A 26,055-nucleotide genomic window follows, 5' to 3' on the forward strand; every position below is an offset into this window, starting at 1 on the left:
AGAACCAACCTCTTGGAGTTGCGTAAGCAACTCCGAAGGAATCCTCTGATTTTTCAATCAGGGGAGGACGTCAAGAACGGACAACTGGAATCTGGTAGCTACATAAAGGCAAACTGCGCGGCAAGGCATATCTCTTCCTGTCGCAAAACGCGAAATACCGAGACTTCACGCCCCGATTCGAATGCCGAAGTTTCGAGGATCTTCAAGCTCCCGGAGCGAGTGGAAACTGAGCGCTCGTGCAGACTTTGAGCTCTGCACCGCTTTCGCTAACGTCATCGAACTCCAAACCTTCAATCTGAAGGAGTTTGCGCTTGGCTTCAAATCCGCCGCCGTAGCCCGTGAGTGCACGATTTGCACCGACAACCCGATGGCACGGCACAAGGATGGAGCACGGATTTTCTCCCACAGCCACTCCGACGGCCCGGACGGCTCCGGGTCGCCCGATACGGCGGGCAATTTCACCGTACGTCGTGAGTGTTCCGTATGGAAGTTTCAACAACTCTTGCCAGACGGCATGCTGAAAATCCGTGCCGATAAAGCGCAGAGGCACATCAAACGTCTTGCGCGTACCGGCAAAATACTCCGTCAACTGTCTCTTGGTTTGGGCAATCACTTCGTCCTCACGCTCTAAGCAGCTAGCATGAGGAAACGCTCTTTCGAGCCGACGAGCAATCGTGGCTCGATGCCATCCGTCGGACCAATCGCAACAAATCAGTTTTCCTGCAACGCTCTGCAAAATCAACTCGCCGCAGGGCGTCCCAAACGTTTGGCAAAAGATCATTTCTGACATGGCGCACCTAAACCACAAAACAAAGAATCCGAGAAACGGATCCGTCCCGAACTAAAAATTCAGTGGGATACCATCTTGAGTCCGACGATGGAGGCGATCAGTGTGGTAATGAAGAGAATACGCCAGAACGTCGCCGGCTCGCTTAAAAACAGGATGCCCAAAAGGACTGTACCGACGGCGCCGATTCCTGTCCAGACCGGATATGCCGTACCGATCGGCAGCACCTGTGCGGCCTTGGCAAGAAGCAACATGGACACCACCACAAAGACAGCAAAGCCCGTGCCCCAGGCCCACCATGCAAAACCGGAGACCAGCTTCATTTTTCCCAGACAAAAGGCAAAACCGGTTTCACAAAGACCGGCGATGATCAAAACGATCCAGCTCATCGTCGTGCTCATTGAAATACTCCTAAAGACTTCAGTTCAACAAAAAAGCCAACTTCTGAGGTCGTCCTCGGAAATTGGCCTTTTGATGCAGGGTCGTCCCTGCGGCGGTCGAATTATAAGTATTTTGGTCAGGAAGAAAGCATCATGGCGTCGCTCACTTCACCGGCGCCCTTTTCAAAGAGCGCCAACAGGTCTGGCACCGTGAGATGCTTCTTTTCATCGCCCTTGACGTCAACCACAATGCGGCCGGCGTGCATCATCACCAGACGATTGCCGTAGCGCAGCGCATCGCGCATATTGTGCGTGATCATGAGCGTAGTGAGCTTTTGCGTGGTCACCAAGCGATCGGTGAGTTCGAGCACCTTAGCGGCCGTCTTGGGATCCAAGGCTGCGGTGTGTTCATCAAGCAGCAGCAACTGGGGACGCACAAGCGTGGCCATCAAGAGCGTGAGCGCCTGACGCTGGCCGCCCGAAAGAAGGCCCACGTGCGCAGTCATGCGCTCTTCCAGACCGAGGTCGAGTTCCTTGAGCATCTCGCGGAACTTTTCGGTCTGCTCGGGCTTGGAACTCCAGCTCAAACCGAGCTTCTGCCCTCGGCGAGAAGCCATGGCGAGGTTCTCCTCGATCATCATGTTGCCGGCCGTGCCGCGCATCGGATCCTGAAAGACGCGGCCGATGTATTGTGCGCGCTTGTATTCGGGCATGTCCGAAATATCGACGCCGCCCACTTCGATCGTACCGGAGTCAATCGGAAAGACGCCGGCGATCGCGTTCAGAAACGTCGACTTACCTGCGCCGTTGGAACCAATCACGGTGGCGAAGTCGCCGTCTTCAAGCGTCAGGTCCACGCCGCGCAGTGCGCGCTTTTCATTGACGCTGCCCGGGAAAAATGTCTTTTTTACGCCTTGAGCCTTAAGCATTTGTTTCTCCGTATCGCATCAAATCAAAGAGCGCTCTTGCGAGCACGCCACTTTTCGCGAATAAGCGGCATCGAAAGCGCAATCGCAACGAGGATGGCCGTAAAGAGCTTGAGGTCGTTGGGCGGCATGCCAAGCTGCAGCACAATAGCAATCACAAGACGGTAAACGATCGAACCCAGGATCACTGAAATCAGGCAGTTTTTGAAGCTGCGGGTGCCGAAGAGCACTTCGCCGATAATGACGGAGGCCAGACCGATCACGATCGTGCCCGTACCCATGCCGACGTCGGCAAACCCGTTGGCCTGACACACCAGAGCGCCAGACAAAGCAACAAGAGCGTTGGAAATCAAAAGACCGAGAACGATCATTGAATTGGTGTTGACGCCCTGCGCGCGAGCCATCTGCGAGTTGCAGCCGGTGGCGCGAATAGCCGTGCCGAGCTCCGTGCCGAAGAACCAGTATAGGATCACGCCCACGAGCATCACGCCCACAAGACCCACCGCCATCATCGCCATATCTGATGTGAGGCCCAAGCCGGCGGCGTAGCTAAACACGGTGTCGACACGCAGCAGCGCCACGTTGGCCTTGCCCATCACGTGCAGATTGACGGAATACAGCCCAATCATGGTGAGAATACCTGCCAGCAGCGGCGGAATCTTCAGTTTCGTCGTCAGAATCCCCGTCACGATGCCTGCGAGAGCACCGGCAACGGCCGCAAGCAGAAAAGCCGCCGTCACGCCGTAGCCCGAGACAAGCGCCGTGGCGGCTACAGCCGCACCGAGCGGAAAACTGCCTTCAACCGAAAGGTCGGCAATGTCAAGTACGCGGAAAGTGATGTAGACCCCGAGCGCCATCAGAGCCCACATCAGGCCTTGCGCCACGGTCGGAATCAGAATATCAGCCATGTCACCAACTTGGTTTGGAAACGGCGCTTTTGACGCAAAACGCCCAAGCGCGATTTTTTTCTTTTTGACAAACAAAAAAAGGCGCGGAGCAGAAATCAAACTCCGCGCCGATTCGTAATCAACGGATTCTAATGGAAATCGCCGAGTTCCGCTTTACCCTTGAGCGCCTCGGGCAGCTGCAAACCAAGAGTCTTCAGGACCGGTTCGTTGACCTTCACCTTGAATTCCTTCTGGTACTGAATGGGCATGTCGGCAGGCTTGGACTTACCTTCGAGAATGTCTGCGCCCATGTTGCCGGCGATCTTGCCGAGTTCATAGTAGTCGACGCCGACGGTGGCCAAACCGCCTCCGTGCAGCGGGCCTTCTTCACCGGTAATCACAGGCACCTTGGCGGGTGTGGTGATCTTGGTGAGAACGGGCATCGCAGACGCGATGATGTTGTCGGTGGGAACGTACAGGGCGTCAATCTTGCCGATCAAGCCCTGAGCCACCTGCTGCACGTCGTTGACACTCGAGACCGTCCCTTCGACGAGAGTGACGTTGTAGCGGGCGAGTTCCTTCTTGAGAATCTCAACCTGGAACTGGGAATTGATTTCCGAGCTGTTGTAGATTGTGCCGATCGTCTTGGCATTGGGCACGAACTGCATGATCAGATCAAGCTGTGCGCCGATCGGATTCAAGTCAGACGAACCGGTCACGTTGGTGCCGGGCTTATCCTTGTTGATCACGAGCTTGGCAGCTTCGTAGTCCGTCACGGCCGTCGCGACGATGGGCGTGTTTTTGGCGGCATTGGCCATAGTCTGCGCAGCGGGCGTTGCCACGGCAAAAATCAAAGGATATTCCTGAGACACGAAACGCTGGGCGATGTTGGCGAGATTGGACTGGTCGGCCTGAGCGTTTTGAACGTCAAAGGTCACCTTCAGTCCGCGCGCCTTGACCGCATCCTGAATGCCGCGGCTGGCGGCGTCGAGCGCAGGATGCTCCACCAACTGCACCAAACCGACGGTCTTCGTGCCGTCGGCCGCCTTGGCTGCCGGCGCCTGGGCCTTGTCTTCGCCGCCGCAACCCGCCAAAAGAGCGGCAGCCGTCAAACCGATCAGAGCTTGCTTGATCATTTCTATCCTTTGCGATGTCGTTGTATCGTCGCGCCCGAACCGTTCCGAGCACATTTGCTTATCTTAACGAGTGAAAGCCGAAGTTGGCATACGGCCAACCGCTTAGAGCGCCGAATTTGTGCGATTTGTTTCGCTTTCGTCACCATCGGTGCGGCGAGGCAGCGCCCGCAGACGCACGATGGTTGCACCGGCTCCCCCGTCAATTTCCCGCGGTTCGCAAAACGCCACCACTTCGTCGCGCTGCTTGAGCCAGCGGCGCACCACCTCGCGCAGCACGCCGATGCGACCGGGCGTCCCGTTGCCTTTGCCGTGAATGATGCGCACGCAAAAGAGTTCCTGCTTGCGTGCGTTTTTCAGAAATTCCGCAACGGCGCTGCGTGCATCGTCGACCGTCATGCCGTGCAGATCAATTTGGGCGCGCACCGACCAGCGCCCGCGTCGCAGATCGCGCGGCACGTCCGGTCCGATGCCTGGACGCCGAAAGCTTTTACCGTCTTCGCTTTCGAGAAACTCAATGCTGTCGAGATCGTCACTCATGCTCTCTTCGAGCACTCGTTTATTGTCGGCGATCGTTTGAACGGGAATCGGACGGCGAACTTTTCTGTGCTGAGCTCTCGTCTCGTCGCCCAGAGGCTTGACGCCGGCCTTTTTCATGGCCGCCGCAAAATCAATGTCTTTTTCTTCGATGCGCGGCTTAATACGGACGCCGGCCATCGCCTTGACCCCCGTCTGATTCATCACGTCAAGAAAGACATTCGTTTCGCGCGCAATGTGTTCGCTTGCCTTTTGCTTGGCTTCGCGTTCAGCCTCCTGCCTGCGGGCCCGCGTCTTCAATTTGTCAGCCAAGGGGGCGAGCGCTTCAAATCCGTTGGACATTTGTTGAATCATCCTCTATTTTGTTCGGCCTCCGAGGATACCACCGAAAAGAGAATGCGATCGCCCGAATCGGCCTTTTGCGCCTAAAACGCAATGCCCGCACCGACGTACATATGCACCGGAGACGGCCGGAACATCACGTCGCCTTCCGGTGCGACATTGTGGTACCGCGGAAACGACAGATTGATGCCCGCCAAAAGACGCGTGTGGTCGGTCGGGGCCCATGTTCCGCCCAACTGCACAACCGGAAAAACGGAGTCTTCCGAAAGATCTCCTCCCTGTTGCTCCCACTTGCCGTAACCCACGCCAACGCCCGCGTGCATGCGCAACGCTTCATTGAAATTGACGTGATACTGCAACGCCACCGAGTAGGTCGTATGATCGAACGTCCTGTCTTTGGCGCCTCTGTAGTTGGTGTCGTGTTCGCTGTCTGTGTAGTTAAAGTCCACCGCCCAGTTGTCGGCAACAAAGTAACGTGCCCCCAACATATAACCCGCATCAGAACTCACCATGTAGCCCTGTTCCGTTGCCGAATCGGTCTTTTCCCACATCCAGGCGCCATAAAGCTCAAAGCGATTGGAGAACGGAGAAGTTTCAAACGTGGGCAGCAGTCGGTTTTCAAGGCTGTCGGTAGCAATTGTCCCGTAGAAGAAAAAGACATTCGTAAACGGGATAAACGTCATGTAGAGGCCCACATCGTCGGTGCCGGCCTTCACGACCGGAAGCGGCAACGGGATGGGCAGCCAGTGGTAGTCCTCGCGAAACGTGACGCCGAGCATATAGCCCGCACCCACGTGATACTTTTCGCTCACGGGCCAGCGCGCCACCCAGCTGTAGCCGAAGGTGGGCTCCGGATAATAGTGCGAGTCGGAAAAGACGATGCCAAAGAGCATGCGCTCGTTGCCCTTCTCGTCGATCATCGTGCGCACGAGGCCCGCGCCAAAGGGCAGCGCGTTTTCTTCGGAGCGGTTGTCATAGTCAAACGAAGGATGTTCGGTCCAGATACCGAACGCAACCCCGTCTCGTCCCTTATTGAAAAGTTCCTTGAAACCGTCGACCTGGGAGGACCAAAAACCGGCATTCGTCGGCGCAAGACCGCCCGGAAGCGTGGCGGCGGCATCTTCCCAGAAGCCGGCGCAGGTTTGATTTGCCCATACGGACAGAACTAAAGACGCGGCAAGCGCGTGTTTGCGAATCACTGCGGACATGAGAAAAGAAAAAGAGAGGTTAATGATCGCCAAAAAGCGTCAAAAGCCCGAATCACCTTGTTTCTTTTCTTCGGGATCGCAAAAGGCGTTGTTGAAGTTCGAGGATTTTAGAGAATCTGTGTCAAATGTTCGTCAAAATACAAAAACCGGACCGACTTTGTCGTCACAAAAACAACAAAGCGATCCGGCTTGCGGAGGACTTCGATTCGAACGGTCGATTAACCGCGCTTTTCAAGATAGCGCTGTGCGTCGAGCGCTGCCATGCACCCCGAGCCAGCGCTCGTCACCGCCTGGCGGTAGATGGAATCGGCACAGTCGCCGGCGGCAAAAACGCCCTCAACGTTGGTGGCTGTGGCCGCAAAACCGGCCTTGTCGGTCACGATATAGCCGCCCTGAGTGTTGAGCTCTTCGGCAAAGACCTTCGTGTTGGGCGTATGACCGATGGCGATGAAGACGCCGTCAACCGCGAGTTCTTCATCAGCGCCGCCTTCAAAGTGCTTGAGCTTGAGACCGGTGACGCCCTTGTCGTCGCCCAGAACTTCTTCGACTTCAAAGGGCGTGTGCAGCACGATCTTGCCCTCCTTGACGACTTCCATGAGCTTGTCGACAAGGATGGGTTCGGCCTTGAACGTGCCGCGACGGTGCACAAGATGCACGACGCTTGCAATCTGCGAGAGATAAAGCGCTTCTTCAACGGCCGCATTGCCGCCGCCCACAACGGCCACAGGTTTGCCGCGATAGAAGAACCCGTCGCAGGTGGCACACCCCGACACGCCGCGGCCCTTGTACTTGGTTTCGCTTTCAAGACCAAGGTACTTGGCGCTCGCGCCCGTCGCAATAATGAGCGCATCACACGTGTAAGAACCCATGTCGCCTTCCAGGCGAATCGGTTTTTCTCTGAGGTGCGCGGTGTGAATGACGTCAAAGACGATCTTGGTGTCAAATCGCTCGGCCTGCTCAAGCAGGTTCTGCATCAGCTGCGGGCCCTCGATGCCGTTGACCGCACCCGGCCAGTTGTCCACTTCGGTGGTCGTCATCAGCTGGCCGCCCTGCTCCATGCCGGTGATCAAGAGAGGCTTGAGATTGGCGCGGGCGGCGTAGATGGCGGCGGTGTATCCCGCCGGACCGGAGCCGATGACAATAACAGGTGCGTGAACGCTCTCGCTCATGGTTGTTTCCTTTCAAATTCGTGCTGAGAGCCGCGCCAGAGGCTCGGCCCTGAAATGGCGTTTTTCAGATTATAGGAAGAGGACCGCGGCAAGTTATGTCAAAACTTTTCCGGTTAGAGAGCCTCTAACGATCCGATAGTTTCGGGCCGCTTCAAAAGCCGAAAGGCGACAGACCGTCTTCGGGAAGCCCCAACTCACTCGGATATTCGACGCCCGTGAGATAAAGCCCCGAAGGGTCAAACGTGGGGGCGGCAACCGCACGGGATTTGGCTTCGAGGACGTCGGCCAACCACTGCACGCTTTCGCGCCCGGTGCCGACATAAATGAGCGAGCCCACGATGTTGCGCACCATGTGCTGCAGAAAGGCGTTGGCGGAAATTTCCACGCCGATCAGGTTACCTTGACGACGCACGGAAATGTGCTTGATCGTGCGAACGGGCGTAGCCGCCTGACATTCGGCCGCACGAAACGAGGTGAAATCATGTTCGCCCACAAGGATCTGCGCGGCCTCATGCATTTTCTGCGCGTCAAGCGGCCGCCACACCCAGCCCGTTTTACCGTGCATCACAGGAGAGCGCACCGGATGATTGAAAATCCAGTATTGGTAAGTGCGGCTCACCGCATCAAAACGTGCGTGAAAGCCCGCGGGGACTTCGCAGGCCCACTTCACGGCGATGTCGTCAGGCAAAAAAGTATTGACGCCGCGAATCCAACTGGCTTCAGCTCGTCGAAAGGGCGACGCGATACTCACCACCTGATGTGTGGCATGCACGCCTCGGTCCGTGCGGCCGGCACAGATCGTAGCAACGGGAACGGTAAGGAATCGGCGCAGGGCGTCCTCAAGGACATCCTGCACCGTATTGCCTTCGGGCTGCGTCTGCCAGCCGAAATAATTGCGGCCGTCGTACTCGATGCCGAGCGCAACGCTCTGCACGGACTGCGTCGTATTCAAACTATCCGCCACGGGTATCGTCACCGATCTGGGCGAGCATTTCGGAAGCCTGGCGGCGCTGCTCTTCGTTGCCCGCGAGCATCACTTCGTGAAGCACTCGACGGGCTTCGGGCAAAGCACCGACGGCAATGTATGTGTGCGCCGTGATGAGTTTGCCGGAAATCGTTTCGGCGCTCGTCGCAGCGGGAGCCTGTTCCTGCTGTTCGTCGCCCACGTAAGCGGCAGCCACGTTAAAGCCGGCGGCCGGTGCCTGCGGCTTTTCGATGTCGCCGAGCTTGGGTTCGGTACGGGCAGCCTGAGCGGCCTGCATGCGCTGCGTGGCACGTTCGGACTCCAGACGGCGATCGAGCATTTCCTTGGTGCCCTGCAGCTGTTCGGGCTTAGTCGCCTCGCTCTTGCGGAACTTCACGACACCCATGCTTTCTTCCTTGCGGCGGAAGGTGGCCGTACGCTGCTTCATCCAGTACCAGGCACCGCCGGCAGCTGCACCGACGAGCACGAGGAAACCGATGAGCGCACCCCAGAAGCCGCCGGACTCCTCTTCGGACTTCTCTTCAAGGGCTGGCATGGCAGGCACCGGCGTCGGAGCCGGTTTGGTTTCGGGGGCGGGTTCAGGCTGTACCACGGGTTGCGTCACGGGTTCAGGAGCCTTTTCAACCGGAGCGAGCGTCTGAGTCTGCTGCTCCTGGAGCTTGGCGTCATGCTGAGCATCAGCCTTGGCAAGGGTGCCCGCCATCGGATCCGCTACGGGCTCGGTCTTAGGTGTCGGATCGGGCACAGGCTGCTGCACCTCAGGCTTCGTCTCCTTCTGGACTGGCTTTACGGGAGCCTTGGGAGCAGGCTTGGCCGCTTCGGGATGTTCGGCCTTCCACTTGCGCCACAATGCGGGCGCCTCCTTTTGCATTCGCTTATGCGCACGCTGCAGGACCTTGCGGCTCGGAGCCTTGCGCGCGTCGGCGTTCGGCGCCACGCGTACCAAAGCCCAGGCTTCGTCCAATTCCACAGCCGCCACGTCGTCGGCAAGCGGCGCCTTCAGGCGCGAGCCGATCTTGACACCGTTGACGCGGCCCTTTTCATAGGCGCCCGGGTTGGCACGCACGAAGGCCACCAGAATCTGATCCATCGAGGCCTGCGGATAACGCGGACGATACAGCGTGGCAATCGACCACATCGTCATGCCGTCGCGCACGAGGAATGGCTGATCCAGATCGTAGTCGGCAGGATTGAGCGGAAGCTTGACAGGCCCCGCGGCAGAGGTCTTGGCTGCCGGCTTAGCCGCCTGCACCGTCTGCTTAGGTGCGGCCGACTTGGTCGTGCTCGGCGCCGATTCGCGCACGGGCGGCACGTAGGCGGGCTCAGTCGGCGCCTTTTGAGCTGTGGTCTTTGCTGAAGGCACAGCGCTCGGTACGGTCCCCTTGGCGCTCGGCACGGCACTGCGTTCGGAGACATTTGCCGAAGGAACCACGCTGCTGTCCTTGGTGGAAGCGTCAACCATCGGCGCAACCTTCTCGGTCTGCGCGACGTCCTTGACCATCGGCGCGGCAGGGCGATCCTGCAGACGCACTTCGTAGAGCTTGGCCGAGACCTTGCCCGCTTCGGAGAGTTCAACAATCAGCGGGAACTGTCGGGCGTCCACCGCCTGTTGTCCCTTGAGCTTAACCGTGTAGGGTTCCTTCTTAAGCAGCGAAAGCGAAACGTCGTTGACAGAGAACAACACTTCCTTGCCGACGCGACGATAGGTCGAAGCCGGCGCCAGACGCACCTTGAGCTGTTCGGCCTTCGGATCCACGTCACGAATGGTTAATTCGGCGTCGAGCGGTTCGCCCACTGCCGAATAGACCATGAGGCTTCCGAGTTCCGCAGCAAAAGCGCCGCCGGCCACGGCCGTCACCGCTGCAGCGATAAGAGTTTTGCGCAAAGTAATCGCTTCCGACATCTGCTTACCTAACTGATTTTCAAATGAGATTTTGTGGGACAACAGAAAAACCAATAGACAATAGAAATCCTCGGTTTCTGTAATACGCCCCGATTCTTTCGGATTCTACCCACTTGAGGGAAGACTACGCACGCCAATCCTTCAAAGCTCAGGCATTTTTTCAATCTGTCACACCGACAAGGTCGTTCGTCAGCGCTGTTCGTATGCCTGCCGCACTCCACGCGGTTCTGGCTTCGTCGTAGGAGACTTGAGCAATCGCACGGACCGCGTCCGTCACGACACACACGTCAAACCCAGCTTGCGCGGCATCGAGCGCCGTCCAACTGACGCAATAGTCGGCCGCAAGCCCGCACACGACGACCTTGCATATCTCACGCTCCTTCAACCACCCCGCCAAACCGGTTCGCGTCCGGCGGTCGGCTTCAAGAAAAGCCGAATAGCTGTCACGTTCGGCGCATGTCCCTTTGCGAAGGATCAGATCGGCGCAAGACGTTACAAGCCCCTCGGCAAAAGCGGCACCCTCTGTTCCCGCCACGCAATGCGCAGGCCACAAAACCTGCTTGCCGTAGGGCATGTCGACAAGCTCAAAGGGCTTCTTGCCCGGGTGATTTATGGCAAAGCTCTTGTGGCGGCTCGGATGCCAGTCGGCCGTGAGCACCACGGTGAAAGCGTTTTCCATGAGACGATTGATCGGAGCAATGACTTCGTCGCCCTGCGGCACTGGCAAAGCACCGCCCGGCAGAAAATCGTTTTGAATATCCACCACGATCAGAGCAGTCGCGGGATCCTGCAGAAAGCTCATGAGTTCCTCCTTGCGTCATTGGCGGTGAGGATAGCGCAAGAAAGACAATGGTAGAAAAGCACACATGAAAAAGCCCCGCCTCTTCACAAGGAAAAGACAGGGCTTTGTGCGAAGCTCTTAACGAACCGAAAAGAAAAATTTCTTACTGGTTCTTCAAGATTTCCGCGTTGAGCTGGTCGCGGATTTCTTTGCCGGCGCGGAAGTACGGAACGTACTTGCCCGGCACCTTAACCGCTTCGCCGGTCCGCGGATTGCGGCCGTCGCGCGCGGGGCGGTACTTCACGGAGAAGCTACCGAATCCGCGAACTTCGACTCGCATACCGCGGCTCAGAGCGCAAACCATCGATCGCAGAACGATGTTGACGGCTTCGTCGGCGTTGCGGCCGGAAAGCATCGGATGGCGTCCGAAAACCCGCGAAATCAACTCTGATTTCGTCAAGGCTCGCATACGAACCCCCGATTACTTCTGCTCGAGCTTGGCCTTGAGCAGAGCGCCCAAGTTGGTCGTACCGGCGCTGGCGTCGGAGTTAACGCGATCGAGAGCCTTGCGAGCTTCGGCAGCATCCTTGGCCTTGATCGAGAGCTGGATCGAACGGTTCTTGCGATCCACGCTGGTGATCAGAGCTTCGACTTCCTGACCAACCGTGAGCTGGGTGGTGGCGTCTTCAACGCGTTCGGAAGAGATTTCAGAAGCGCGCAGGTAGCCTTCGGTGTCGTTGCCGAGATCGATCACGGCGCCCTTGGCGTCAACGCTCTTGACAGTACCCTTGACGATCGTGTTGCGTTCGTGGGAACCGGCAAAGTCGGTGAACGGGTCGCCGGAGAGCTGCTTGATGCCCAGGCTGATGCGTTCACGTTCGGTGTCGATGCCGAGAACCACGGCTTCGAGTTCGTCGCCCTTCTTGTACTTGCGCACGGCGTCTTCACCCTGTTCGTTCCAGGAGAGGTCGGAGAGGTGAACCAGACCGTCGATGCCGCCGGGCAGGCCGATGAACACGCCGAAGTCGGTGATCGACTTAACCTGGCCCTTGACCTTGTCGCCCTTCTTGAAGCTCTGGTTGAATTCTTCCCAGGGGTTGGCCTTGCACTGCTTCATGCCGAGGCTGATGCGGCGACGGTCTTCGTCGATGTCGAGAACCATGACTTCGACTTCTTCGCCGAGCTGAACGATCTTCTTCGGATCAACGTTCTTGTTGGTCCAATCCATTTCGGACACGTGCACGAGACCTTCGATGCCGGTTTCGATTTCAACGAAGGCACCGTAGTCGGTGATGTTGGTCACCTTGCCGAACAGACGGGTGTTCTGCGGGTAGCGGCGAGCAATGCCGATCCACGGATCTTCGCCCAACTGCTTGAGGCCGAGGGAAACGCGGCTCTTTTCCTGGTCGAACTTGAGGACCTTGGCTTCGATTTCCTGACCGACGGTCACCACTTCGCTCGGGTGACGCACGCGGCGCCATGCGAGGTCGGTGATGTGCAGCAGGCCGTCGATGCCGCCGAGGTCAACGAACGCACCGTAGTCGGTGATGTTCTTGACGATGCCCTTGACGATGGCGCCTTCCTTGAGCGTGGCGAGCAGCTTGGCGCGTTCTTCGCCCATGCTGGCTTCCACGACAGCGCGGCGGGAAACCACCACGTTGTTGCGCTTGCGGTCGAGCTTGATCACCTTGAATTCGAGGGTCTTGCCTTCGAACGGGGTGGTGTCCTTGACAGGACGGGTGTCGACGAGAGAGCCCGGCAGGAAGGCACGGATGCCGTTGGTCATGACGGTGAGGCCGCCCTTGACCTTGCCGGTGATGGTACCGGTGACGAGTTCGCCGGATTCCAGAGCCTGTTCGAGGTTCATCCAGGCGGCCAGGCGCTTGGCCTTGTCGCGGGAGAGAACCGTTTCGCCGAAACCGTTTTCGGCCGATTCGATTGCCACGGAAACGAAGTCGCCGGGCTGAACGGTCACTTCACCGAGGTCGTCCTTGAATTCTTCGATGGGCACATAGGCTTCGGACTTCAGGCCGGCGTTCACAACCACGAAGTTGTGTTCGACGCGCAGCACTTCGGCGGTGATGACTTCACCCTGACGCATTTCCTGCTTAGCGAGGCTTTCCTCAAAAAGCTGGGCAAAAGATTCGGTATTGGTAGTGTTGGACATGAAAATAAAAAAAAACGTTGAAATCTCACCGACCCGGGGTACCGGTTTTTAAGCCGTCAGTCGGTGGTGTTTGCAAAATTAAAGAATGCCGAGCCCCGTCCCGGCATTCCGAAAAAAAATTCTGTCTTACTTCGCGGCGGCAAAGCGAAAATCAGGCGCACAGCTCCCGGTACCACCGATAGACCGTCTCGAGCGTCTGCTCGATGTTCAGATCGGAGTTGTCGAGAACTTTTGCGTCCGGCGCCGGCACACAAGGCGCAGCCTTGCGCTCCCGGTCGCGGCGATCCCGCTCGGCCAGATCACGAGTAAGGTCGCTTAGGTTAGCAGAAATTCCCTTGACAATCAACTGATTAAAGCGTCTTTTTGCGCGCGCTTCGGGCGTAGCCGTCAAAAAGACTTTCAAAACCGCATCCGGGAAGATGACGCTTGCCATGTCGCGACCGTCGGCAACCAACCCCGGGGCCTGACGCGCGTTGCGCTGCAGGTCGGTCAGCGCCTGCCGCACGGCGGGCAAAGCGGCCACACGGCTAGCCGTCAAACCCACTTCCTCGGCTCGAATGGCCTGCGTGACATCCTCGCCCTCAAGGAAAATCCTGCCTTCCTTAAAAACGGGCTTCATGGCGCGGGCAACGGTTTCGCATGCGGATTCATCATCGGGATTGACTCCGGCCTTGAGAACCGAGAGCGCCGTGAGCCGATACAAAGCACCGCTGTCCAGATAATGAAAGCCCAGTTTTTCGGCCAAAGCCGCAGCCACCGTACCTTTGCCGCTCGAGCTCGGACCGTCGATGGCAATGACGGGAATCGGATTTGCTTGTGTCACTTCAACACCTTTGAGCGAGGTTCGAAAGGCGATATTCTACGAGCCGACGCCTTTTTTGTCTTCGGCTCTCAACGATGCGCGGTGAGCCGCCCGAACGCTTCGAAATAGTCCGGATAGGTCTTGGCCGTACAGCCCGGATCGTTGACGGTCACGGTCACCCCCGCACAGGCGGCCAGCGCTAGGCTCATGGCCATGCGGTGGTCGTCGTAGGTGTCGACCGTGGCGTTTTTCAACATTCCTTCCTCAGAACGACTCACAACGATGAAGTCTGACCCCTCCTGCACCACGGCCCCGAACTTGCGCATTTCGCAGGCCATGGCGGCAAGGCGGTCGGTTTCCTTTACGCGCCAGCTGCCGATGCCGGTCAGCTGCACGGCGCCCTGCGTCATGAGCGCCATCGGCACAAACGTCATGGCCGCATCGGGAATGGCGGTGCAATCCAGTCTCAAGCCTTTGAGCGGTTGTTTTTTATCGCGCCGGACCGTGATCGAATCGTCCGTTTTTTCGACGACTGCTCCCATGGTTTCCAGGGCATCGGCAAAAGCCACATCCCCTTGCATGGAATCCTTGCCGACACCCGTGATCGTCACGGGGCCGCCCGTCAGAGCCCCCAACGCCAGAAAGTAACTGGCCGCCGACGCATCGGCTTCCACCTTATAGGAGGATTGAGCCCGATAGGTGCCGCGCGGCACCCAAAAGCCCGTCGACGTTTCCTTGGCCTCAATCCCGAAGTCGCGCATCATGCGCACGGTCATCGCAACGTAAGGGCGGCTGATGAGTTCGCCTTCGATGTCGATCCAAAAGCCCTCGTCGGAGGCAACCGAAGGCGCCAACATCAAAAGCGCCGTCAGGTATTGGCTCGACACGTTGCCGCGCACGCTCACGCGATTACCTTCACAACGTGCGGGCTCAAACCGAAGCGGCAGAAAACCGTCGTTTGCCTCGCACGTGACCTTGGCGCCGAGGCTGCGCAAAGCTTCAAGCAGATCGCCGATCGGACGCTCGCGCATGCGCGCGATGCCGTCGAGCCGATAGGTGCCCCCCGCAAAAGCCAACAGCGCCGTCAAAGTGCGTGCGGCGGTACCGGCGTTGCCGATAAAAAGCTCCCCGCTTTTGACGGGAATGCGTCCGCCGCATCCCGTGACCGTCACTTGCGTGTCGGCCTCAAACACAACCTCGATCCCCAACGCTTGCAGCGCTTCGATCATACGCTCGGTGTCGTCGGCTCTGAGCAGTCCGGTAAGCGTTGTTTTCCCCTGCGCCATTGCCGCCAGAAAAAGAGCGCGGTTGGAGATTGATTTGCTGCCCGGCAGCCGCACCGTTCCCGAAGCGGCGCTCACCGGTTCGATCGTGATGCTTTCTGGGCGACGAGAAACTTCACAGGACTGCGTCATGACTACCTTTTACTTTCGTTTGGGAGGCAAATGGGGAGCAATGCGGCGCCGTGCTTCGGCCGCACGCGCAAAGATCGCGCGCGTCACCTCGACTTCATCGTCTTCAACGGCTTGGCGCAGCAGCGCCAGATCCTTTTCGAAATAGGACAGAGCTTCGAGCACGGCCTTTTTGTTGGCCCGGAAAATATCCACCCACATTTCCGGACTGGACGCCGCAATGCGAGTGAAGTCCCGAAAACCGGCCCCGGCCAGAGACAATTTGCGCTCGGCGCTGCCCGTGTTGAGGATGGAATCAACCATCGCGTAGGAGAGCAGATGCGGCAAATGCGAAACGGAAGCAAACACGGCGTCGTGCTCTTCGGGCGTCATGCGCAGCAAGTCGCTGCCCGCCGTCTTCCAGGCATTTTCCCAGAACTGCACGGCACGATCGCCGATGTCTGCAACAGGCGTGGAAATCGCTTTGGCGCCCACGAAAAGATCGGCGTCGGCGTAGTCCACTCCGGGCATTTCTCCGCCCGCGATGGGGTGAACGGGCGCGTAGTTGACGAACTTTTCCTTGAGCGCACGACGAGCGCCCTCGATTACAACTCCGCGCACGGAGCCGACGTCGGTCACAAGCGTCTCGTCTCTCAGGAAAGGCTCGATCTGCGCCATGACCTTTTCAATGGCAAGGACAGGCACGGCAACCAGTACGGCATCGGCTCCCTGAACGCACGCTTCAAGCGTATCGGCCGCCGTATCGGCAATACCCATTTCCACTGCTTTGCGCGCACTTTGAGCCGACAGGTCAAACGCCGACACCGTCTCGAAAACGCCGCCGCGCTTCATGGCCCAAGCTGCAGAAGCGCCGATCAAACCCACGCCAATCAAGGCCAAACGCATTGTTGAAACTTCCTTTCTTTACTGCTTATTTCACTGAAAGCGCCTCGCGAAACGCCTTCATGAAAATATCGTTTTCTTCGCGCGAACCCACTGAGATACGCATGTATTCGGGCAACCCATAGCTCTTGAGCGGACGCAGAATCACGCCGCGGCGCAGCATCGCCTCGTTGATTTCAGCCGCCTTGGGGCCGACGCGCACCATAATGAAATTGGCTTGCGACGGCAGCTGATCCAATCCCAGTTCATCGAAAAACGCAGCCAGGCGAGCGCGTTCTTTAGTATTGCTGTCCACAACGGTCTTTAAAAACGCCTGATCTTCGAGCGCGGCCACAGCCGCTGCCTGTGCAGCCGAATTCATGTTAAAGGGCGGACGAATGCGGTTCATCATTTCGATGAGTTCCTTGTTCGCCACTCCGAAACCAGCACGCAGTCCCGCCAAACCGTAGGCCTTGGAGAAGGTGCGCGTCACCAGCAGATTCGGGAATTTCTTGACCCAAGCGAAACTGTCTGTCCTGAGCTTTTCGTCCATGAAGTCCGTATAGGCTTCGTCAAGCACCACGACACACTTCTCGGGGACGCGCTCCAGGAAATTAAAGAGCGCCGCCGGCTCCAGGGGCAGTCCCGTCGGGTTATTGGGATTGGTGATGTAGATCAGACGCGTGTTGACGTCAGTCGCTGCCAGCAGGCCATCCAAATCCACGTGGAAATCCTTGGCGGGCACTTCCACACATTGGGCTGCGCACTCTTGGGCGCTGAGCTCATAAACGGAGAAGGAATACTGTGAATAAACGCAGCGATCGCCGGGCGCCAATACCGTGCGGGCAATCAAACCCAAAATTTCATCGGATCCGTTTCCGACGATCACTTCATCGGGCGAAACGCCCGCAAAGACCGCAGCCGCTTCACGCACGACCTGCGCAGCACCATCCGGGTAACGAGTGCCGTTTACGAGCGCCTGCATCGCGGCGTTCTTTGCCCCAGGCGACATTCCGAGCGGATTTTCGTTGCTTGCGAGCTTGACGATGCGCGCGGGATCCAGTCCGTATTCACGCGCCGTCTCTTCAATGGGTTTGCCTGCGACGTATGGGCTGATCGCCTCAAGCGCCTTTCTGGCCACAAAACCTTGCATGTCTATTTTCCCCTTCTGTTTGTTCCGGGCGCTTTTCCGATCAATAGGCCGCAGTGTAGGAACCGAGAATCTTTAAGTACAAAGCGATCTGTCCGAGCTCTTCAACAGCCTTGGAAATGGGTTCGTCTTCGATATGTCCGTCGACATCCACATAGAAGTTATAGTCCCAGGCACCGTTTCGTGCCGGGCGGCTTTCGAGACGCACCATCGAAACCTTGTACTTGGCAAAGGGCGCGAGAGCGTCCAGAAGCGCACCCGCGCGGTTGGGCACCGAGAAAATGAGGCTGGTCTTATGCAGCACGTTTTGCGCCTTGCCGCAGGATTCTTTGCCGAGCACCAAAAAGCGCGTGCAGTTGCGCGGATCGTCTTCAACGGCGTGCGCGGCGATGTGAAGTTCATAGAGCGCGGCGGCGCGTTCGGCTGCCAAAGCCGCCACCTTCGGGTCAGCTGTCGCTTCTTTGGCGGCCTGAGCGTTGGAGCTCGAAGGCACAAGCTTTGCCTGCGGCAGATGCGTCATCAGCCACAGGCGGCACTGCGCAAGCGCCTGCGGGTGCGCATGCACCTCGACGATGTCTTCGCGCTTGCCCGAGCGATTCATCAGATTGTGGTGCACCGCCACGTTGACCTCACCGATTACCTTCAGGGGCGTGGTGAGAAGCAAATCGGCCGTGCGCGTCACGATGCCTTCGGTACTGTTTTCCACCGGTACGACGGCAAAATCAGCGGTGCCGCTTGCGGCCTCATGAAACACCTCGTCGAGAGTTCCGCAGGGCAGAGCCTTGACGCTCGACCCGAACTGACGGATCACAGCCTCTTCGGTGAAGGTGCCCCGAGGCCCCAGAAAAGCCACGCGCGGCATCGCCTCGACGGCACGGCAGGCAGAAATGATTTCGCGCACGATGCTGCGGATCGCCTCTTCGCTCATCAGCGTGCCCTCGGTCTTGGCTCTCGCCACGGTACGCTCAAAAATCTCGCGCTCGCGCTCGGGCTTGTACACGGCCCCGGCAGCCTTGAGTTTTCCGATTGATCGCGCAAGCTTGGCGCGTTTTTCCAGAAGTCCGAAGAGCTCGGCGTCGGTCGCATCGATCACTTTGCGCAGTTCTTCGATGCTGCCGTTGCTCACGGTGGGTTCGGTCATTTTTGTACTCCCTATTTTTCTTTTTTTCGTTTTTCTCTTAGGCGTGGCGGGACGCAAAGTCCGCCATGAAATCGGCCAAGACCTGCGCGGCCTGCACAGGCAGCGCGTTGTAGAGCGAAGCACGCAGTCCGCCGACCAGACGGTGCCCCTTGAGATTGACGAGCCCGGCGTCGGCCGCCTCCTTGACGAACAAGTCGGTGAGCGCCTCTTCGCGCAGGTTGAACACCACGTTCATGCGCGAGCGGGCGTTGGGCGGAATCGTATTCGTGTAGAAACCGTCGCTGCCGTCAATGGCTTTGTAGATCATCTGCGAGCGCATGCGGGCGCGTTCGTTCATCACCTCCACTCCGCCTTCGCTCAAGAGCCACTTGCACACAAGGTTGGCAACCCAGATCGCGAAGGTGGGCGGCGTGTTGTACATGCTGCCCGCTTGGCTGTGCACCTCGTAGTTGAGCATCGTGGGACAGGTTTCTCCGGCAAGGCCCAGGAGATCTCGGCGCACGATCACGACCGTGAGACCGGCCGGACCGAAGTTTTTCTGAGCCCCCGCAAAAACAAGGGCATGGCGCTGGAAGTCGATCGAGCGCGACAGGAAGTTGCTGCTCACGTCACTGACCAGCGGTACGCAGTCCGGACACCGGGGAATGTAGTTGAACTCCAAACCGTTGACGGTCTCGTTCATGCAGTAATAGAGATAAGCGGCATCGTTGGGAACATTGATGCTGTCGGGATGCGGCACCTGAGCGCGCGAAGGCGTTCCGATCACGCTCACGCGGCAGAACTTGCCGGCTTCGGCCGCAGCCTTTTTCGACCAGACGCCGTTGACGATGTAGCTGGCTTCCGCCGCGGCACCCAGAAGATTTAAGGGCACCATCGCAAACTGCATGTGTCCGCCGCCCTGCAAAAAGAGAATGTCGTGGGTCTCCGGCACGCTCAAAAGTTCGCGCAGCAGATCGCGCGTTTCGCGGATGATCTGCGAAAAAATCTGACCGCGGTGGCTCATCTCCACCAGACTCATGCCTGTGCCGTGATAGTCAGGAAACTCCTTGGCGACTTCTTCGAGAACGGGAACCGGCAGCACGCCGGGGCCTGCCGAAAAGTTATATACGCGATTCATTTTTTTCACTTTCCGCGGCTCTCGAACTCCGAGGGGTGGTTCGACGCCGCGCTCCTGATGAGTTGTTATTCCAAACGATGTCCGCTGTCGGAGCGCCATGTCACCGATCACTGAAAAAACGCCCTGCACGGAACGACAACCGCACAGGGCGCCTTGTTATCGGTTACTCATTTTCGCCGTTCTCGTCGTTTGACGGTACAGGTAATTCACCTGAGGCGACAGTCGCTTCACCGGCAAGTGCCGAGGCACCGTGCGATTCGGCGTCCGTCGAAACGTCCTCTGCGTCTTCGTTGGCCACACGGGTTACGCTCACAACCGTTTCGTCAAGCGTTTCCATGAGCTTGACGCCCTGCGTGGCACGACCCGACTGTCGAATCGACTCGACGGTCGTGCGAATCATGCGGCCGTTGTTGGTGAGCACCAACACGGTGTCTTCAACGTTCACAAGCGTGGCGGACACAAGCTCACCGTTGCGTTCGCTCGTCATGATCGCGATCTGCCCCTGACTGCGGCGGCCGTGCTTGGGATGATCCGCCAGCGGCGTGCGCTTGCCGTAGCCGTTGGCGCAGACCGTGAGCACTTCCATGTTCGTATCGGCGTGCACGGCAAACATGCTGACGCACTTGTGACCTTCGGGCAGCTTCATCGTGAGCACGCCGCGGGCGGTACGCCCCATCGGCCGCACTTCGTTTTCGTCAAAGCGAAGCACCTTGCCGTTGCTGCCGAAGACCATGATGTCCTGCGTTCCGTCCGTGATCACAGCCGTAAGGATGCTGTCGTTGTCGTCAAGCGTAATGGCGGCCTTGCCCATGCGCTTGATCACCGCAAATTCCTTAAGCGACGTCTTCTTCATCACGCCGTTGACGGTTGCAAGGAACACGTAGTGCGATTCGTCAAAGCGGCTCACCGGCAGAATCGTCATGATCGATTCGCCTTCGGCGATGTCGAGCAAGTTCACGATCGCCTTGCCCTTGCTCGTACGGGAGCCTTCCGGAATCTGGTAGATCGGCAAGGCGTAGACGCGGCCGAAGTTGCTGAAGCACAGGGCCTGGTCGTGGCTGCTGGCCGTGATGATGCGGTCGATCTCGTCGCCTTCCTTGAGCTTGGCAGCGGCCTTGCCCTGACCGCCTCGACGCTGGCTGCGGTATTCGGTAAGCGACTGGCGCTTGATGTAGCCTTCACGGGAAAGCGTCACCACCATCGTTTCTTCCGGCACGAAGTCGAGCGGATTGAAGTTCGGATCGCCCGACGGATCGATTTCCGAGCGGCGTTCGTCGCCGAACTTGTCCTTGAGCTCGGCAAGTTCCGCGTCCATGATCTGCACGACGCGCTCGGGACGGGCAAGGATGTCGAGCAGGTCGGTGATCTGAGCGTTGGCCTGACGATACTCTTCGTTGATCTTGTCCTGTTCCAGACCGGTGAGTTTTTGCAGAGCCATCTGCAGAATCTTGTCGGCTTGCACGGGACTCAGGTGATACAAGCCGTCGGAGAGCAGACCGTAGCAGGCATCAATGTCCTGCGGGCGGTAGTCCTGAGGATTGAAGGCGGCGTTCAGAAGGCCCGAGACCAGATCCGACTTCCAGCCGCGCGACATGAGCTGTTCGCGGGCAATCGGCGGATTGGGAGCGTTGCGGATGATGCGCAGGAATTCGTCGAGGTTTGAAAGTGCCACGGCCTGACCTTCGAGAATATGGCCGCGCATGCGGTTCTTGTTCAGACGGAAGATCGTGCGGCGATTGATGACTTCTCGGCGATGACGCAGGAAGGCTTCGATGATTTCGCGCAGGTTGAGCACGCGCGGGCGGCCGTCGACGAGCGCCACCATGTTGATGCCGAACGTCCACTGCAGCTGCGTGAGCTTAAAGAGGTTGTTGCGCACCACTTCGCCGAACGTACCGGCCTTGAGTTCCATCACGATGCGCACGGACTTGCTCGATTCGTCGCGCAGCTCGCTGATGCCTTCGATTTTCTTGTCGCGCATCAGGCGGGCGATCGATTCGACGAGCACCTTCTTGTTGACCTGATAGGGAATGTCGTCGACGACGAGCATCTGTCGGCCTGACTTCGTTTCCTCAAAGTGCGTGTGCGCACGCATGATCACGCGGCCGCGACCGGTGCGGTAGCCCTCGTGCACGCCCTTCAAGCCGTAGATGATGGCGCCGGTCGGGAAGTCGGGCGCCGGCATACGGGCGATGAGTTCGTCGATGCTCGCATCGGGATTGTGCAGCAGGTGTCGGCACGCGTCGATCGTCTCGCGCAGGTTATGCGGCGGGATGTTGGTTGCCATGCCCACGGCAATGCCGGCCGAACCGTTCACGAGAAGATTGGGCAGACGTGCGGGCAAAACGGAGGGTTCTTTTTCGGAATTGTCGAAGTTGGGAACGAAATCGACCGTATCCTCTTCCAGGTCGTCGAGCATCGCGTCGGCAATGCGAGCCAGGCGGCATTCGGTGTAACGCATGGCCGCCGCGCCGTCGCCGTCGATCGAACCAAAGTTGCCCTGGCCCCAAACGAGCGGATAGCGCATGGAGAAGTCCTGAGCCAAACGCACCAACGTCTGATAGACAGCCAGATCGCCGTGCGGGTGATATTTACCGATGACGTCACCCACAATACGGGCGCACTTCTTCGTGGCGTGCGAGAAGTCGTTGCCCAGTTCGTGCATGGAAAAGAGCACGCGGCGGTGCACGGGCTTAAAGCCGTCGCGCACGTCGGGCAGCGCACGCCCAACGATCACGCTCATGGCGTAATCAAGGTAGGAGCGCTTCATTTCGGTTTCAAGAGAAACCGGCAACGTTTCCAGAGAATAGGAAATCGGCATGCCGTTGGCTTCGCCCTGGGCATTGTCCTGATTAAGCTTGTTGTCGTCGTTCGTATCCATGGTAACCCGATAGATCAAAGCGCCTGCGCGTTTATTCGCCATGCGCTTGCAATTGATTTTCGCCGCAGGACAAAGCAAGGCGCAGAGCACCCCTTGATCCCCGCGGCAGAACCTTTGGCATTTTACAGTTTCAGATCTCAAAAAACGCGTTTGCGGCGATCTTCGACTCGGCGGGCTTCAAGTCCGGTTTCCAGAAAACGCGCGCCAAGGCATCAAAACGGCGCGTGAAGCGATTTAGGCCCTCTCGGACGAGGTCAGATGGTGCAATTTCCGCATAACCGTCTGCTTATCAGAACATTTTTGCGACAAAAATCGGGGTTTTCGCAAATTTTGTTGCCTGACTCTTCTCCTTTTCATTCAATATGCGGCACAATACGGACAAAGTTCCGTCTTTTCGGAGACGGAAGCGGCTTGCGTATGCTCTTGAAAAGGAGCTTTCGCAAAAGTTGATTTTGGGCCTTTGACCCCAACCGCGCCGGATACAACCCCGGCAGACGCGGGACACACCGACGAAACAGTGCAGTGCCCGTCTTTGCATACCAAGAAAGGAAGCGTAAATATGAAGACTTCGATCAAGCTTTGCGGCCTCGCCGCTGCTGTGTTGATGGCCACTGCCGGTAGCGCAATGGCTTCCGACACCGTCATTCCCTACGTTCTGGACTCCCAGAACAAGGTTGTGACGAACTCCACCGGTCTTTGCTGGCGCACCAGCTTCTGGACCCCGGCTCTGGCTGAACAGGGCGGTCCGGATGGCTACGGTTGCACCTGCGACAAGGACATCCTGTCTGCCGCCGCCTGCACGAAGGCTGCTCCCGTTGAAGAACCGCGCGTTGCCAAGGTGACGCTCGCTGCCGATACGCTGTTTGCCTTTGACAGCGACAAGCTCTCCGCTGACGGCCGCAACATGCTCGATCAGCTCGTGAGCCGTATGGCCGGCATGGACGTTGAAGTGATCCTCACGACCGGCTACGCTGACCGCCTCGGCAAGGACGCCTACAACCAGCAGCTGTCCGAACGCCGTGCAGAATCCGTCAAGACCTACCTGACCGAAAAGGGTGTTGACAGCGGACTGATCCAGACCGAAGGCCGTGGTGCCGCCGATCCTGTCGTGAACTGCCCGAAGCCCGCAGCCGGCAGCCAGATCCGCAATATGCAGGACCTCATCAAGTGCCTCGCCCCGAACCGTCGTGCCGTGATCGAAGTGATCGGCACCCGTACAGTTCAGTAATCGGCATTTGATCTGAAACCTGACGCAGCGCGCTGCGCCAGTTAGGAAAAGCCCCGAAGGATTTCTCCGACGGGGCTTTTTTGTGCCGTTTTTCTGCCTCGTTACACAGCTGCGTCGCCCGTTTCACCGGTACGGATGCGAATGGCCTGTTCAATGTCAAAGACGAAGATCTTGCCGTCACCGATCTTGCCGGTGCGGGCACTCTTTTGAATCGCTTCGAGGCACTGTTCGAGCAGATCATCGGGAACTGCCGCTTCAATCTTGACCTTGGGGAGGAAGTCCACCACGTATTCGGCACCTCGATAGAGCTCCGTGTGCCCCTTCTGACGGCCGAATCCCTTGACTTCGGTCACGGTAAGGCCATTGACGCCGAGTTCAGCCAACGCTTCGCGAACTTCATCCAATTTAAAGGGCTTGACGATTGCGGTAACGAGTTTCATGAGACTTCCTATCCTTCTTCAGCGGCTAAATCCATTCGTGCCAGCGCTTTTGCGCTTCGATGCGTAACTTTACCATTTACTGTAGGATCGGGCGGCTCGTAATCGGCAGTCTCACGTCTCGTCCGAGCATCGCGCGGCTCACTTTGGGGCCGACCGGGCACTGCGCCCGCTTGTACTCACTGCGAAGCCAAAGCTTGATGACGCGACGCACGTTGTCGGCGTTGTGGCCCAGAGCTTGCAGTTCAGCCGCGCTTTTTCCCCCTTCGAGCAACCCGCGCAAAATCGCGTCAAGCTCGGCATAGGGCATCAGCGCCGATTCGTCCGTCTGCCCTTCCTTTAATTCTGCAGAAGGCGGACGCGTGATAATTTCCGTGGGGATCACTTCTCTGCCCTTCATAACGTTGTAGGTACGCAGCATCTCCCATACATCCGTCTTCAACACATCCTTGATGGGAGCGTAGCCGCCGACCGTATCACCGTATAGCGTACAGTATCCCGTGGCACTTTCGGACTTGTTGCCGGTGGCAAGCGTCAGCCACCCGAACTTGTTGGAAAGAGCCATCAGGAGAAGCCCGCGGCTTCTGGCCTGCAGGTTTTCTTCGGCAAGACCTTCGTCGGTTCCCGCAAAGTCATCCGCAAGAATAGACTTGGCTGCATCGTAGATGGCACCGATCGGACGCACACGGTAGTCGATGCCCAGGTTCTCTGCACAATCCTTAGCTAATTTCAGGCTCAAGTCCGAGGTGTAGCGCGTGGGCATCATCACGGCGTGAACGTGTTCTTTACCGAGCGCTTCGACGGCAATGGCCGCCACCAAGGCACTGTCGGCGCCCCCGGAAAGCCCCAATACGGCATCGGTAAAACGGTTTTTGCTGGCGTAGTCGCGCACGGCACACACCAGTGCGGAAAAAAGCGTTTCGTATCGACCGGACTCCCGAGCAAGTGTCGTCGCCTTGTCCTCAAAGAGATTAGAGACTGTTACCGCCCCTTCATCAGCCTCGAAGGCCTTGAGACGCACCGTCTCACGACCTTTGCAATTGACGGCAAAACTGCGACCTTCGTAGATGACGTCGTCCTGGCCCCCAGCCTGATTGGCAACGGCAAACGCAATCCCCTCGCGAGCACAGTTGTCCATCATCAATTCCCGACGCCTTGCGCAGTCGCCCGAGTCAAACAGACCGAAGTCCAGCGCGCAGACGAGTCCAACGTCGTCGGCCTTAAGCGCACGCACGAAGGATTCATCCGTCAGATCATCCGCAAAGCAGTAATTCACCTCCACTCCGGAGTGATTATGTATGGAACGAGCGTTCTCAAGAACACAGCCTCCCTGCAGCGGTTTATCGATACGTTTGAAAATCTCGCCGCTTCCCAAAACGTAGATCGAGCGATTGATTTTTCCTTCGGATCGACTCGGCGCACCGACAAGCACGATTTTTCCGTCCCGCGACTGGCGGTGGAGCGCTTGCGCGAGCCCATTGATCGCCTCTTCAAGGGACATCCAGAAGTCCTCGCGCTCGAGCCACCCTTCAAGCGGCCATCCGGTGAGCGACATGGCAGGCGTCACGCAGATAGACGCACCGAGTTCGTGAGCCGTTTTAGCGGCGTCAAGGATCTGTTTGGCGTTGCCCTCCAAATCGCAGGCAACAGGATTGGTCTGGGCCAGGTATACGAACGGGCTATCGATCATAGAAATTCAGCGCGGAAACCCCTGCATTCATGCAGGGGAGGAAGCGCCGCCTCCATTCTAAATTCTGTTAAGTAGGTGGTTCGAGGTTCCAGCAGCCTCAACTTTTTGTAGTTAATACCGGCGGAAATCCG

23 protein-coding genes are annotated in these 26,055 nt (G+C 58.1%); 1 reads left to right on the plus strand and 22 read right to left on the minus strand.

All coding sequences use genetic code 11. The features are described from left to right. Positions 1 to 202: 202 nt before the first annotated feature. From DW133_RS09270 to gyrA, 20 genes are all read right to left on the minus strand, one after another. On the minus strand, positions 203 to 790 hold the full coding sequence (locus tag DW133_RS09270; RefSeq protein ID WP_118276380.1) for a methylated-DNA--[protein]-cysteine S-methyltransferase: 588 nt from the start codon (positions 788 to 790) through the stop codon (positions 203 to 205). A 59-nt stretch (positions 791 to 849) separates the two neighbouring features. Further along, complete coding sequence (locus DW133_RS09275) at positions 850 to 1,188, minus strand: multidrug efflux SMR transporter (protein ID WP_233542171.1); 339 nt, start codon at positions 1,186 to 1,188, stop codon at positions 850 to 852. A gap of 116 nt (positions 1,189 to 1,304) precedes the next feature. Further along, positions 1,305 to 2,096, minus strand: a complete 792-nt coding sequence (locus DW133_RS09280) for an ABC transporter ATP-binding protein (protein WP_118276381.1) — start codon at positions 2,094 to 2,096, stop codon at positions 1,305 to 1,307. 23 nt (positions 2,097 to 2,119) lie between these two features. After that, positions 2,120 to 3,001, minus strand: coding sequence for an ABC transporter permease (locus DW133_RS09285; RefSeq protein ID WP_118276398.1), 882 nt, complete (start codon positions 2,999 to 3,001; stop codon positions 2,120 to 2,122). 128 nt (positions 3,002 to 3,129) lie between these two features. Continuing rightward, on the minus strand, positions 3,130 to 4,116 hold the full coding sequence (locus DW133_RS09290; RefSeq protein WP_118276399.1) for an ABC transporter substrate-binding protein: 987 nt from the start codon (positions 4,114 to 4,116) through the stop codon (positions 3,130 to 3,132). A 102-nt stretch (positions 4,117 to 4,218) separates the two neighbouring features. Continuing rightward, complete coding sequence (locus DW133_RS09295; RefSeq protein ID WP_158571184.1) at positions 4,219 to 4,992, minus strand: Smr/MutS family protein; 774 nt, start codon at positions 4,990 to 4,992, stop codon at positions 4,219 to 4,221. A gap of 83 nt (positions 4,993 to 5,075) precedes the next feature. After that, the gene (locus DW133_RS09300; RefSeq protein ID WP_199588875.1) at positions 5,076 to 6,191 is read right to left on the minus strand and encodes an OmpW family outer membrane protein; all 1,116 of its coding nucleotides are present in this window, start codon (positions 6,189 to 6,191) and stop codon (positions 5,076 to 5,078) included. 227 nt (positions 6,192 to 6,418) lie between these two features. Then, positions 6,419 to 7,369, minus strand: a complete 951-nt coding sequence (gene trxB, locus DW133_RS09305) for a thioredoxin-disulfide reductase (protein ID WP_118276384.1) — start codon at positions 7,367 to 7,369, stop codon at positions 6,419 to 6,421. A gap of 151 nt (positions 7,370 to 7,520) precedes the next feature. Next, positions 7,521 to 8,333: a tRNA pseudouridine(38-40) synthase TruA gene (gene truA / locus DW133_RS09310; protein WP_118276385.1), complete on the minus strand. Its 813-nt coding sequence runs from the start codon at positions 8,331 to 8,333 to the stop codon at positions 7,521 to 7,523. Then, positions 8,323 to 10,239 carry a FimV/HubP family polar landmark protein gene (locus tag DW133_RS09315; protein WP_158571185.1) on the minus strand — a complete coding sequence of 639 codons (1,917 nt, stop codon included), beginning with the start codon at positions 10,237 to 10,239 and terminating at the stop codon, positions 8,323 to 8,325. Before DW133_RS09315 ends, truA begins: the two co-directional genes overlap by 11 nt. A 178-nt stretch (positions 10,240 to 10,417) precedes the next feature. Further along, complete coding sequence (gene pncA / locus DW133_RS09320; protein ID WP_118276387.1) at positions 10,418 to 11,059, minus strand: bifunctional nicotinamidase/pyrazinamidase; 642 nt, start codon at positions 11,057 to 11,059, stop codon at positions 10,418 to 10,420. Positions 11,060 to 11,201: 142 nt separating this feature from the next. Next, positions 11,202 to 11,507 (minus strand): integration host factor subunit beta, encoded by a 306-nt coding sequence (locus DW133_RS09325; RefSeq protein WP_255415084.1) that lies wholly within the window; start codon positions 11,505 to 11,507, stop codon positions 11,202 to 11,204. 12 nt (positions 11,508 to 11,519) lie between these two features. Further along, complete coding sequence (rpsA, locus tag DW133_RS09330) at positions 11,520 to 13,205, minus strand: 30S ribosomal protein S1 (protein WP_118276388.1); 1,686 nt, start codon at positions 13,203 to 13,205, stop codon at positions 11,520 to 11,522. A gap of 151 nt (positions 13,206 to 13,356) precedes the next feature. Beyond that, complete coding sequence (gene cmk, locus DW133_RS09335) at positions 13,357 to 14,028, minus strand: (d)CMP kinase (protein ID WP_118276389.1); 672 nt, start codon at positions 14,026 to 14,028, stop codon at positions 13,357 to 13,359. 68 nt (positions 14,029 to 14,096) lie between these two features. Continuing rightward, positions 14,097 to 15,422 carry a 3-phosphoshikimate 1-carboxyvinyltransferase gene (gene aroA / locus DW133_RS09340; RefSeq protein WP_118276390.1) on the minus strand — a complete coding sequence of 442 codons (1,326 nt, stop codon included), beginning with the start codon at positions 15,420 to 15,422 and terminating at the stop codon, positions 14,097 to 14,099. A 9-nt stretch (positions 15,423 to 15,431) separates the two neighbouring features. Next, a complete protein-coding gene (locus DW133_RS09345) occupies positions 15,432 to 16,304 on the minus strand; it encodes a prephenate dehydrogenase/arogenate dehydrogenase family protein (RefSeq protein WP_118276391.1) in 873 nt (290 codons plus the stop codon). 25 nt (positions 16,305 to 16,329) lie between these two features. Next, complete coding sequence (gene hisC / locus DW133_RS09350; protein WP_118276392.1) at positions 16,330 to 17,433, minus strand: histidinol-phosphate transaminase; 1,104 nt, start codon at positions 17,431 to 17,433, stop codon at positions 16,330 to 16,332. Between the two features lie 40 nt (positions 17,434 to 17,473). Continuing rightward, the gene (gene pheA, locus DW133_RS09355) at positions 17,474 to 18,571 is read right to left on the minus strand and encodes a prephenate dehydratase (protein WP_118276401.1); all 1,098 of its coding nucleotides are present in this window, start codon (positions 18,569 to 18,571) and stop codon (positions 17,474 to 17,476) included. 37 nt (positions 18,572 to 18,608) lie between these two features. After that, positions 18,609 to 19,688, minus strand: coding sequence for a 3-phosphoserine/phosphohydroxythreonine transaminase (gene serC / locus DW133_RS09360; protein ID WP_118276393.1), 1,080 nt, complete (start codon positions 19,686 to 19,688; stop codon positions 18,609 to 18,611). 163 nt (positions 19,689 to 19,851) lie between these two features. Beyond that, positions 19,852 to 22,509 (minus strand): DNA gyrase subunit A, encoded by a 2,658-nt coding sequence (gyrA, locus tag DW133_RS09365; protein ID WP_118276402.1) that lies wholly within the window; start codon positions 22,507 to 22,509, stop codon positions 19,852 to 19,854. 619 nt (positions 22,510 to 23,128) lie between these two features. Here gyrA and DW133_RS09370 point away from each other — a divergent pair. Beyond that, positions 23,129 to 23,797, plus strand: a complete 669-nt coding sequence (locus tag DW133_RS09370) for an OmpA family protein (RefSeq protein WP_118276394.1) — start codon at positions 23,129 to 23,131, stop codon at positions 23,795 to 23,797. Between the two features lie 101 nt (positions 23,798 to 23,898). Here DW133_RS09370 and glnK read toward each other — a convergent pair whose 3' ends face one another. Beyond that, positions 23,899 to 24,237, minus strand: coding sequence for a P-II family nitrogen regulator (glnK, locus tag DW133_RS09375; protein ID WP_118276395.1), 339 nt, complete (start codon positions 24,235 to 24,237; stop codon positions 23,899 to 23,901). Positions 24,238 to 24,313: 76 nt separating this feature from the next. Then, positions 24,314 to 25,924: an NAD+ synthase gene (locus tag DW133_RS09380; protein ID WP_118276396.1), complete on the minus strand. Its 1,611-nt coding sequence runs from the start codon at positions 25,922 to 25,924 to the stop codon at positions 24,314 to 24,316. Positions 25,925 to 26,055 lie beyond the last annotated feature (131 nt).

This window comes from Sutterella sp. AM11-39, from assembly GCF_003472385.1.
Lineage (GTDB): Bacteria > Pseudomonadota > Gammaproteobacteria > Burkholderiales > Burkholderiaceae_F > Duodenibacillus > Duodenibacillus intestinigallinarum.

Coding starts and splice junctions, on each gene's coding strand:
- DW133_RS09295 (WP_158571184.1), bottom strand. CDS start 4,992: ATGTCCAACGGATTTGAAGCGCTCGCCCCCTTGGCTGACAAATTGAAG.
- DW133_RS09285 (WP_118276398.1), bottom strand. CDS start 3,001: ATGGCTGATATTCTGATTCCGACCGTGGCGCAAGGCCTGATGTGGGCT.
- DW133_RS09380 (WP_118276396.1), bottom strand. CDS start 25,924: ATGATCGATAGCCCGTTCGTATACCTGGCCCAGACCAATCCTGTTGCC.
- DW133_RS09325 (WP_255415084.1), bottom strand. CDS start 11,507: ATGCGAGCCTTGACGAAATCAGAGTTGATTTCGCGGGTTTTCGGACGC.
- hisC (WP_118276392.1), bottom strand. CDS start 17,433: ATGCAAGGTTTTGTGGCCAGAAAGGCGCTTGAGGCGATCAGCCCATAC.
- aroA (WP_118276390.1), bottom strand. CDS start 15,422: ATGACGCAGTCCTGTGAAGTTTCTCGTCGCCCAGAAAGCATCACGATC.
- rpsA (WP_118276388.1), bottom strand. CDS start 13,205: ATGTCCAACACTACCAATACCGAATCTTTTGCCCAGCTTTTTGAGGAA.
- serC (WP_118276393.1), bottom strand. CDS start 19,688: ATGAATCGCGTATATAACTTTTCGGCAGGCCCCGGCGTGCTGCCGGTT.
- DW133_RS09280 (WP_118276381.1), bottom strand. CDS start 2,096: ATGCTTAAGGCTCAAGGCGTAAAAAAGACATTTTTCCCGGGCAGCGTC.
- DW133_RS09270 (WP_118276380.1), bottom strand. CDS start 790: ATGTCAGAAATGATCTTTTGCCAAACGTTTGGGACGCCCTGCGGCGAG.
- DW133_RS09290 (WP_118276399.1), bottom strand. CDS start 4,116: ATGATCAAGCAAGCTCTGATCGGTTTGACGGCTGCCGCTCTTTTGGCG.
- DW133_RS09370 (WP_118276394.1), top strand. CDS start 23,129: ATGAAGACTTCGATCAAGCTTTGCGGCCTCGCCGCTGCTGTGTTGATG.
- pncA (WP_118276387.1), bottom strand. CDS start 11,059: ATGAGCTTTCTGCAGGATCCCGCGACTGCTCTGATCGTGGTGGATATT.
- pheA (WP_118276401.1), bottom strand. CDS start 18,571: ATGACCGAACCCACCGTGAGCAACGGCAGCATCGAAGAACTGCGCAAA.
- gyrA (WP_118276402.1), bottom strand. CDS start 22,509: ATGCCGATTTCCTATTCTCTGGAAACGTTGCCGGTTTCTCTTGAAACC.
- DW133_RS09345 (WP_118276391.1), bottom strand. CDS start 16,304: ATGCGTTTGGCCTTGATTGGCGTGGGTTTGATCGGCGCTTCTGCAGCT.
- DW133_RS09275 (WP_233542171.1), bottom strand. CDS start 1,188: ATGAGCACGACGATGAGCTGGATCGTTTTGATCATCGCCGGTCTTTGT.
- trxB (WP_118276384.1), bottom strand. CDS start 7,369: ATGAGCGAGAGCGTTCACGCACCTGTTATTGTCATCGGCTCCGGTCCG.
- glnK (WP_118276395.1), bottom strand. CDS start 24,237: ATGAAACTCGTTACCGCAATCGTCAAGCCCTTTAAATTGGATGAAGTT.